Below are 9,593 nucleotides of genomic sequence, written 5' to 3' on the forward strand. Positions count from 1 at the left end.
CTCATCACGAGCGCCGCTTCCGTGCGGTTTCGGACTCCGAGGGTCAACATAACCCCAGTCATGTGGTGCTTGACTGTCTTCTCCTGCAACTTCAGGTGCCGGGCGACCTCCTTGTTGCTGAGACCCTGAGCCACCAGCCTCAGGATTTCCTTTTGCCGTTCGGTGAGTTGCCGCATCCGGTGCGCCACGCTGTTCGCAGGTGATGAGTTTTGAATATCGGAAAGCCGCGCCGACAGGGTGGGCGTAAGATAGCGCTCTCCAGCCGCAGCATTGCGGAGGATTTCGGCAAGAGCCCGCGACCCGACACCTTTTAGAACATAGCCGCGCACCCCTGCATTCAGGGCTCTGGTCACATCGGGATTGCTCTCTGAAACGGTCAGCATGACGATCTTCTGGGCGGGATGGTCGGCAAGGATGCTCTCAACCGCGGCCAGGCCTCCGCCCGGCAGCGAGATGTCCAGCAGTAATATGTCGGGTCGCACCGTAGACGCGATGCGCTCTGCATCCTGCGCCGTCGCCCCTTCATCGACAATCTCGAAGCCCCCGATCTCTGATAGGCTGCGCGTCACACCTTCGCGAAAAAGCGGATGGTCTTCGACAACAGCGATGCGAATGATCCCGATCATGCCTACTCCGCGTGAAGCTACCTTGTCGAACTCAACGCTAGATTTTAAGTTCCGCCTTGCAGGGCAAAAAGGCCTACCCGAATGGACACGGGCAGGCCAAGGTCTTTGCGCTGGATCAACCAGCAGAGGTCAGCGAGCGGCGGGGTGGTTGCTTGCGAAGCGCCAGGCTGTGCCCAGGCTGGGAGAATGGCCGATGCAGTGGGGCTCCAACCGTGGGGGCAACGGACCACACCGGCCACTGCGGGAGCATTCCCCCGCTCCGAATGATTATGGGTATATTAGCAATCACGCAATTAGCCAATCGGGCGTAGGGCGCTTGTTTTTGGCACCGCTTCGTACCCAACCCGGAGCCCGCTCCGTTAGGCGGTGGAGCGAAGCTAGCGCCAGCGCCATGCCGGTGACGCGAAGGCGCCAAGACCCATTAACCTCCACCGTCTCCCCGGCGGTCTGGTCATACCGGCATGGAGCTTGCTGAGGACGGTCTTAGTTAGCTGACACGCGTGGTCTTGGTCAGATGAGAGGTTGGAAAGCCACTGAGCCGTATCGTATCGAACCGTTGAGGGGGCAAAGACGCGTGCGGAGCCTTCGCTGGTAGTGCGTGAAGGGCGGGGGTGCGAGAAACTTCTGTACGGGGCTGTATTTTGTCGCACCACCCTGGCACCATGCGGGTTACAACAATGGTGTAGCTCTCGCTCAAATGGTGCAGGCTGGTGGACGTGTCGTGCCCGTTTGGTGCCGCATTGGCACCAACAGACCAAATTGGCGCATCATGTCGAAAAGGGGCTCAACGCCTTGCAATTAAAGGCGTCAGCGGTTATTCAGACGCCCGTTGCTGCGGTAGTTCAGTGGTAGAGCACTCCCTTGGTAAGGGAGAGGTGCGGGTGGCTGCTGGTTGTCCCCCAAATCGCTACCACGCAGCCGCCACCTGGCGAACGGTTGGCAGATGCCGCCGTTCGCGGCTTTGCACTCTGCCGATCGCCAATCACCGCTGAGTTGGCTGATTCTTTTGGGCTTCATGCCGTTCCGCATCGAACGCCTCCTTTCCCTTCCCGGCCCACATGTTCCGCGCATGCCCGCCTTCATGGCTTTGGAGTTTGGCGACGATCCAGAGGAGCGCTCCGTAGATGATGGCGCGATCGTCGTTGGTGAGCTCAACGATGCCTGCCTTAGCGACGAGCCCGCCGAGCTCGATCAAATGTCGTGTGCGCTTGCGGCGCTCGACCTGCCACGTGCGCATGTCATGCCGAGCCAGAGCTGCTTTCCGGCGATTGTGGGCCGCCCCGTTGCGTTGGAGCGCTGCGAGGGTTGCGCTGAGATGCCGGAGCAGCTCGCCGCGACCGGTTCGCGAAAAACATCACCCCACGCTTGGCCCATGCCTCACGCGTTGCCGTGTCTTTCGTCTCAGTGATTGCCACCAATGCACCAGCCAGTTCGTCGGTGCTGAGCTGATCGGCGCCGGTGGCGATCACGAGTTCACCAAGCTGGTGSACCTTTCGCGCTTTGAGTTCTCGCGCTTTGTCTTCCAGCGCCTTCAGTTCGGTGTCGAAGTCCCGCGGTTTGCGCATGACTGTCTCCATTGTTTGTCGATGTCTGGATGATAGTTGAGCGTCTGCCGGAAGGCTTCAGGGTTGCCGAGACAGCCTGGGACGGGCTGGTCCATCCCGAGAATTTTTCGAGGGAGGGCGCGCTTATACGTCGTGCCGACGTGCGCTTTGACGTGCAAATGATCTGGTCGCGATGGCGATCTATCATCTTCACGTCAAGGTCATTGGCCGCAAGGCAGGCTCAAGCGCTGTGGCGTCCGCCGCCTACCGCTCTGCCTCGCGATTGCGTGACGAGCGCATCGAACGCAGCCACGACTTCTCCGCCAAACGCGGTGTCGTCCATTCCGAGGTGATGCTGCCGGAGGATGCACCGGAGGCCTGGCGCGACCGCGAACGGCTGTGGAACGATGTCGAGGCGTTCGAGCTGCGCAAGGACGCGCAGCTTGCCCGCGAGGTCGAGTTTGCGCTGCCGCGTGAACTCAGCCAGGCGCAAGGCATCGAGTTGGCGCGCGACTTCCTTCAGGCCGAGTTTGTCAGCAAGGGCATGGTCGCCGATCTCAATGTGCATTGGGACCGGGCAGAGGATGGCAGTCCAAAGCCGCATGCTCATGTCATGCTCACCATGCGGGCCGTGGACGAGAACGGTTTTGGGTCAAAGGTTCGAGACTGGAATGCTACCCTGCTGGTCGAGCGCTGGCGCGAGCGATGGGCGGAGCTGGCCAATGAACGCCTGGCCGAACTCGACATCGACGCCCGCATCGATCATCGCAGTCTGGAAGCGCAGGGCATAGCGTTGGAGCCGCAAACGCAGATCGGTGCTCCGGCCCAGCGCATCGAGGGCAGTGGCCTTGCTGCTGGCGACACTGAAGCAGATCGCGCTGAACTGCATCGCGAGATCGCGCGCAACAATGGCGCGCGCATCATTGCCGATCCATCCGTGGCGCTGGATGCCATCACGCATCAGCAGTCGACATTCACCCGAAGGGACATGGCCAAGTTCTCGCATCGCCACAGCGATGGAATGGAGCAGTTCAACGCGGTCGTGGCAGCCATCAGCAACGCACCCGATCTTATCGAACTCGGCAAGGACGGACGCGGCGAAGACCGTTTCACCACCCGGCAGATGATCGAGACCGAACAACGTCTTCACCGCGCGGCGGAGCGTATCGATTTGGAGGAGCGACACACGGTGAGTGACGCACATCGCGAGGCAGCACTGGCGCGGGCTGCGCAACACGGGCTTGTCCTTTCAGGCGAACAGACCGATGTGCTTGCGCATATCACCGAAGGTCGCGGTCTTGGTGTCGTTGTCGGCTTTGCCGGAACGGGCAAGAGCGCCATGCTGGGCGTCGCGCGCCAGGCATGGGCAGCGGCGGGCTACGAGGTTCGAGGCGCCGCACTTTCCGGCATTGCCGCCGAGAATCTGGAAGGCGGATCAGGGATCCCGTCACGCACCATCGCCAGCATGGAGCATAGCTGGGGACAGGGCCGTGATCTGCTCACAGCACGCGATGTCCTGGTGATCGATGAGGCCGGCATGGTCGGCACGCGCCAGTTGGAGCGCGTGCTTTCCCATGCCGCCGACGTTGGCGCGAAGGTCGTGCTGGTCGGCGATCCCCAGCAGCTACAGGCAATCGAAGCCGGCGCTGCATTCCGCTCGATTCACGAGCGACATGGCGGCGTCGAAATCGGCCAGGTGCGCCGGCAGCGCGAGAACTGGCAGCGCGATGCCACGCGCGATCTGGCAACCGGCAGGATTGGCGCTGCAATCAGCGCCTACGACGCGCAAGGCATGGTGCATCAAGCTGCAACGCGCGATGAGGCACGAGGTGCACTCGTCGAGCGCTGGGATCGCGACAGGCAGGCGCATCCAGAGGCAAGCCGGATCATCCTCACCCACAAAAACGACGAAGTGCGCGTCCTGAACCAGGCAGCACGCGAGCGTATGCGCGCTGCCGGCGATCTCGGCGACGAGGTTCAGGTGAATGTCGAACGCGGTGCAAGAAACTTCGCCAGTGGCGACCGGGTCATGTTCCTGCGCAACGAGCGCGGGCTTGGCGTCAAGAATGGCACCATTGGTGTGATCGAAGAGGTCAGCACACAGAGCGTGACGGTTCAAACCAACGACGGAAGGTCTGTGCGCTTCGACCTGAAAGACTATGCTCACATCGACCACGGCTATGCCGCGACCATTCACAAGGCGCAGGGCATGACCGTCGACCGGACTTATGTGCTCGCCACGCCTGGCATGGATGCACATGGCAGCTACGTCGCGCTGTCGCGGCATCGAGATGGGCTGGACCTGCATTACGGCGGCGATGACTTTGCCACTAGAGCACGCCTCGTCCGGACGCTGTCACGCGACCGCGCCAAGGACATGGCGTCGGACTACGAGCAGGTCGACCCGGCCCAAACCTATGCCGAGCGGCGCGGTATCACGTTCCGCGAGCGCGTGGTCGAGATCGTGCGCCGGATCGTTCCGGAGAAGCTGCGGGACAGGATCGAGGGGTTGCTCGACGGGTTGCGCTCGCCTGGCGACGCCGAGCTTGACCGACACCTTGGGCGCAGGCCGAGAAGGGAAGATGTTGGGGCGCAAATCGGAGATGTTGGCGCCACGCCTGGAAGAGAAGCTTTTGCTGGGGGAGCGCAGCGTGACGCGAATCTCCCGGGGAATCCCGAAGCAGAAATGCGCCGCGCACGCACCCAAGCGCTTGTGCGTCACGCGCGTGCGATCGACGCGATCCTCCGTACCGGAAGTGCGGACGGGCAGGGCAGTCCCGAGCAGATGCGCGAGTTGAGGGATGCCCGTTGCGCTTTCGAGAAGGTTCGGCCTCACGGCTGGCGCGATGCTGAAGCGGCTTATGTGAAAAATCCCGAGCTGGTTCGTGAGACGGGCGCCGGCCGCGTCAGCCGCATCGTGGTTGCTCTCCAGCTTGAAACGGAAATTCGCACCGGGATGGACATCGATCCCGGCCGCCGCGCCGACCGTTTCGTGGAACGTTGGCAAAAGCTCGACCGTACCGGACGGGAGCAATATCAGGCCGGCGACATGTCTGGCTATAAGTCAACGCGTTCGGCCATGTCCGATATGGCCAAGAGCCTTGAACGCGATCCTCAACTTGAATCCCTATTGGCAAACCGCAAGCGCGAACTCGGCATTCACGTCGGTTCCGGCCGCCGACTCGGGGCGGAACTCGCGTTCAGCCATGGCATCGGTAAGGGGCGAGGCCTTGGACTCTGACACGCTCCGATTTGCCGCCGTTTTCACGCCGCAGACTGCTGAAGCGACAAACCTGATTGCGTCCAGCATTCGTCCGTCCTGTCTGTCCCAGTAGATACCAGCAACAACCACTGAGAATCAGGCAAGCTATGCCAGAGCCGGATCGCATCATACGTCTCAGAACCGTCCTTGACAGGACCGGCCTGTCCCGTTCAGCCATCTACCGCAAGATCGCCGAAGGCACGTTTCCGGCCCAGGTCAAGATAAGCATCAACGGGGCCGGCTGGCGCGAATCCGATGTCAATAGGTGGGTCGCTGACCCTGTCTACTGGCACACCAATGCATCACGAAAAAAGAGCGACTAGTGGCGGTCGAGAGGTACGTTGCGCCCATCGTTGAACAGTCCTCTCTGATGTAAGGTTCAACGACCGGGAAGGGACCGTCCGCTGACAGTCCGGTTTATGGGACAGATGGCGAGAAGCAGCCGCATTGCTAACTGAACCATTTCGGACATTAGCGTTTCACGCTGCGGACGACCACTGCGAGATCCAGGTCTTTGGAAGCTGACAATCTTTCGATCGGACCAGCCGATGGCAACCGAGCTGCGCTGGTGGCGGCGTGTCTGCGCTGAGGAGCCCAGCCCGTTGGGTTGGCAGTTCGCTGAATGGGGTAGCTGTTAGGCAGCTGCCCTCGGCTTGGCAAAAACGTCGCCGCGGTCGATATCCTCGTTGCGCGTGAAATCGAATATTCGGCTAACCTGAAGGCCGTCCCACCTGAACCTGAAATGGGCACCCTGGACCGCCTTGTCGACGAGGATCTCGACACTAAACACTGCGAGAAAATCGTGGCCGGGGACCTCCTCCGTTCGGTAGAGAACGCCGTTGGCGCCGTCCTCGAATAATTGCCGACCGATGAGCCGACGTGCGGCGACCGACATGTCCGTCGGGACACTCCGCAGGTCAATGACCTCACCTTTGACCTGGTGCGCCAGCATCCGCATGTCTACACCACACGACGGTTCGTCGGTGCGTGACAAGAATAGCTCGCGGCGCAGGACGGCACGCGCAAGTGCCGCCTGCGTGTCGGAGGCGAGATCCATTACCGAGTAGGGTGCCGGAAGGAAATCGCTCCCTTCCGGCATGGGATAAGAGAAGGGGGCATGGTTCCAGTTCTGCAGACGCGGTGAACTTGCATCCGCCGAGATATCGCCACCTGTAATGCGCGATTTCGCGGCAAGTCGAGGGTTCGTCACCGCTTCCAGCTCCGCCGCGAATGCCTGCATCTCGCGGGAGCCGAAACGTTCATAGATATCGATGGTCGGATATTTCGACGGAATGAGCCTTCGGTAAAGGCCGTCGATGCTGATCCGGGGGTACACGTAAGCTAACCTCCACGCTGGGCGTCGACATAATGTCGGACCCTGATGATGTCACTCAGATTACCGGTCATGATCACGTCCAGTGCGGACGCGCCTTCGAAATACCTGTTGGGCCTTCTGATCCATCCGACGGCAGTTTCCTCCGAATCCATGACGATGCGCAGCGCCTTGTAGATGGATCCGAGGTGCGAAATTCTCTCCAGCGTATCGGCAGACACGTCGCCGCCGTCCTTTCTCCACCGGAAGTAGGTTGATCGTGATGGTGATCCCAGCAACTTGATCTGCTGGTCGGTGTTCAGCTCCCAGATGTCAGCGAGTTTGAAGAAAAAACCGAGGGGGCTTGGCAGCTCGGGATTGGTTGTGGCTGTCGATTGGGGAGTAACTGTCTCATGCGTTTCCATCTGCTCCTCGATGTTGTGTCAAATCGGACTTGATTTTTCATTGTAGTCCGATTAGCTACAGTCCCAGAACGGACTGATTCGTAAATATCCGTCTCTATTGGGATTTCGTCAAGGCTTGACGCGATGAAACACACACGTCGGGACAGGAGAGRATCTTATGTCCGACCAAGTGAAAATCGAACCCGGGTGGGACCGCACGGCAACCAGGTTGCCAGCACCCAAGTCGCTTGGAGTAGGCGTACTTTTCGTATCGGGAATTAGATAGGAGAACTACATGGCTCATAAAGGCTCCGGAAAGACCCATCATGTTGTCCACAACCCCGATGGGGGTTGGGACGTGAAGCGCGGTGGCAGCGAACGTGCCTCCGACCACTTCGAGACCAAGCGCGAGGCCATCGACTACGGCCGCGGTGTCAGCCGCAATCAGTCGACTGAGCTCAAGATCCATAATCAGGACGGCAGAGCGACAGCCACGGCCGAGACCCGTACCCTCCGCGTGGCTAAGACACTCGTACAAGCAAAGGAATAGACAATGCAGAACGAGAACGAAGCCCAAGATAAGGGTAAGGACAAGATGATCGAGATCATCGTCAACGGCACGCCTTACGAAGTGCCGAAGAAGGAAGAACTTTCGTTCGAGGAAGTCGTAACTCTCGCGTACCCCGACTTCCCGCAAAACCCGGGCGCGACTTACTCCGTCACGTACACCAAGGGCCACAACGATAAGGAAGGCATCCTTGCGCCGGGCACCTCGGTGAAGGCGAAGGATGGGATGGTTTTCCGTGTTAATCGCACTAGCCAATCATAATGCGGACATCCGGCAGCTGATGGACCGGGGCTACGCGCTCCGGTTCGACAGCAAATGCCTGGTCGTGCGCGACATCCCGTACCTAAGCTCGCAATTGGAGCTCTGTTACGGGGCCATCGTCTCCAAGCTCGTCTTCACCGACCAGAACCATGTCCTTCAGGATGACCATCAGATCTACTTCGCCGGCGACGTGCCGCATGGCCTGAACGGGCAGCCCATCCCCAATCTCGCAGGTGGAGCCACGACGATGCAGCTGGCCAAGCCGGATGTTGTCGTACAGCGCTCATTTTCCAACAAGCCCCCGAACGGATTTGCCAACCTTGCCGAGAAGATCGACCACTACGTTACGATCCTGGCGGGCCCCGCCCTCAGCCGATTTCCGGACGCGAAGATTTACACCTTCGACGTCGACCATGACGTCGTCGAAGACAGCATCTTCAAATTCCACGACACCCTGACTAGCCGAGCCGAGATCGGCGACCTGGCGGCGAAATTCAAAGAAGATGTGGTGGCCTTGATCGGCCTGGGTGGGACCGGCAGCTATCTCTTGGACTTCCTGGTGAAAACCAATGTGAAAGAGGTCAGGGGCTTCGATTCCGATGCCTACTACATTCACAATGCCTACCGCTCGCCTGGGAGTGTCCTCGAGGCCGAATTCCGGCGCCCGAAGGTCGACGTGTATCAGGCCCGCTACGACAATTTTCGCCACGGGCTAAAGCTCGTCGACAAGTTTATCGACGCGAGCTGCGCAGAGGATCTGGCCGGCGTCACGTTTGCTTTCGTCTGTGTCGACAAAGGCTCAGCCCGCAAGGAAATCTTCGACCTGTTGATCGCGCTGGGGATTGCGTTCATCGACGTCGGCATGGGGCTCAACCGGCAGGACGGTGCCTTGGCCGGGATGATGCGCGCGACCCTCCTACAGCCCGCTACCGCGGCCGATATCCTCAGCCAGAACCTGATCGAGACGTCCGATCAGCCGGGCGACGAATACCGCACCAATATTCAGATTGCCGAGTTGAATGCCATCAACGCCGGCATCGCCGTCCTCCGATACAAGCAGTGGCGAGGGTTTTACGCGAGCGACGCCGCGACGTATCATCTGGTCATGGACACCGCCTCAACCCGCCTGTTCTCTTTCACATGCCCCTGAGTCAGATCGCGCTAAGGGAGGTTCAGTATGTTCCGCGCGAACTCGAGCCGGGCATTCTGTACGTGTCCGAAGAGTTCGGCGTCGCCGTGCACCTTTGCGCTTGCGGGTGCGGCAGCAAGGTATCCGTGCCCTTGGGCGCCGCCGAGTGGACATTCATTAAGAAGGACGGCAAGCCGAGCTTGTGGCCGTCGATCGGCAGCGGTCAGCTGCCCTGCAATTCCCATTACGTCATATCGAACGGTCGCGTCGATTGGGCCGCAACGATGTCAGCGGCGCAGACCGCCGCAGCTCTTCGGAGCGACCAGCTGAAGCGCGAAGCCTACTATCGGTTGCGCGAACCGAAGCCGGGCCTACTGCGGCGGATCTGGAACGCAATTGTCCGGCTGTTCGGAAGGTAAGTGTGGACGATTTTCACAGAGGCCTGATAACGCAGGTGCATTGCTACGAGTGCAACGCGCTGTACGAC

The 9,593-nt window shown here is 60.3% G+C and carries 11 protein-coding genes; 6 read left to right on the plus strand and 5 right to left on the minus strand.

Annotation, left to right across the window (positions count from 1 at the left end):
• The 3 genes from AC1DX0_RS24970 to AC1DX0_RS24980 all read right to left on the minus strand — a co-directional run.
• Positions 1-626, minus strand: a 626-nt coding sequence (locus AC1DX0_RS24970; RefSeq protein ID WP_477357191.1) for a response regulator, incomplete at its 3' end; no start/stop codon positions are given.
• Between the two features lie 982 nt (positions 627-1,608).
• A complete protein-coding gene (locus AC1DX0_RS24975; RefSeq protein ID WP_477223961.1) occupies positions 1,609-1,863 on the minus strand; it encodes a conjugal transfer protein TraD in 255 nt (84 codons plus the stop codon).
• A gap of 1 nt (position 1,864) precedes the next feature.
• The gene (locus AC1DX0_RS24980; protein WP_477223960.1) at positions 1,865-2,191 is read right to left on the minus strand and encodes a conjugal transfer protein TraD; all 327 of its coding nucleotides are present in this window, start codon (positions 2,189-2,191) and stop codon (positions 1,865-1,867) included.
• A 172-nt stretch (positions 2,192-2,363) separates the two neighbouring features.
• On the opposite strand from AC1DX0_RS24980, the gene traA reads away from it, so the two are divergent.
• The gene (traA, locus tag AC1DX0_RS24985) at positions 2,364-5,411 is read left to right on the plus strand and encodes a Ti-type conjugative transfer relaxase TraA (protein ID WP_477223959.1); all 3,048 of its coding nucleotides are present in this window, start codon (positions 2,364-2,366) and stop codon (positions 5,409-5,411) included.
• A 128-nt stretch (positions 5,412-5,539) separates the two neighbouring features.
• Entirely contained in the window at positions 5,540-5,755 is a 216-nt protein-coding gene (locus AC1DX0_RS24990) for a helix-turn-helix transcriptional regulator (RefSeq protein ID WP_477223958.1), read from the plus strand.
• 311 nt (positions 5,756-6,066) lie between these two features.
• On the opposite strand, the gene AC1DX0_RS24995 is transcribed toward AC1DX0_RS24990, so the two are convergent.
• Positions 6,067-6,768: an RES family NAD+ phosphorylase gene (locus tag AC1DX0_RS24995; RefSeq protein ID WP_477223957.1), complete on the minus strand. Its 702-nt coding sequence runs from the start codon at positions 6,766-6,768 to the stop codon at positions 6,067-6,069.
• Between the two features lie 5 nt (positions 6,769-6,773).
• Positions 6,774-7,169 (minus strand): antitoxin Xre/MbcA/ParS toxin-binding domain-containing protein, encoded by a 396-nt coding sequence (locus AC1DX0_RS25000; protein WP_477223956.1) that lies wholly within the window; start codon positions 7,167-7,169, stop codon positions 6,774-6,776.
• Positions 7,170-7,443: 274 nt separating this feature from the next.
• Here AC1DX0_RS25000 and AC1DX0_RS25005 point away from each other — a divergent pair, with 274 nt between their 5' ends.
• Genes AC1DX0_RS25005 through AC1DX0_RS25020 form a run of 4 tightly spaced genes read left to right on the plus strand, consistent with a single transcriptional unit; the run spans position 7,444 to position 9,525 of the window.
• Positions 7,444-7,698: a DUF2188 domain-containing protein gene (locus tag AC1DX0_RS25005; RefSeq protein ID WP_477223955.1), complete on the plus strand. Its 255-nt coding sequence runs from the start codon at positions 7,444-7,446 to the stop codon at positions 7,696-7,698.
• A gap of 3 nt (positions 7,699-7,701) precedes the next feature.
• Positions 7,702-7,977 carry a multiubiquitin domain-containing protein gene (locus AC1DX0_RS25010; protein WP_477223954.1) on the plus strand — a complete coding sequence of 92 codons (276 nt, stop codon included), beginning with the start codon at positions 7,702-7,704 and terminating at the stop codon, positions 7,975-7,977.
• On the plus strand, positions 7,937-9,127 hold the full coding sequence (locus AC1DX0_RS25015) for a ThiF family adenylyltransferase (protein WP_477223953.1): 1,191 nt from the start codon (positions 7,937-7,939) through the stop codon (positions 9,125-9,127). The genes AC1DX0_RS25010 and AC1DX0_RS25015 overlap by 41 nt, the downstream gene beginning before the upstream one ends.
• Complete coding sequence (locus AC1DX0_RS25020) at positions 9,118-9,525, plus strand: ubiquitination-like system serine protease family protein (protein WP_477223952.1); 408 nt, start codon at positions 9,118-9,120, stop codon at positions 9,523-9,525. The genes AC1DX0_RS25015 and AC1DX0_RS25020 overlap by 10 nt, the downstream gene beginning before the upstream one ends.
• Positions 9,526-9,593: the final 68 nt, after the last annotated feature.

The sequence above is a fragment of the Mesorhizobium sp. P3_A9 genome (assembly GCF_056402975.1).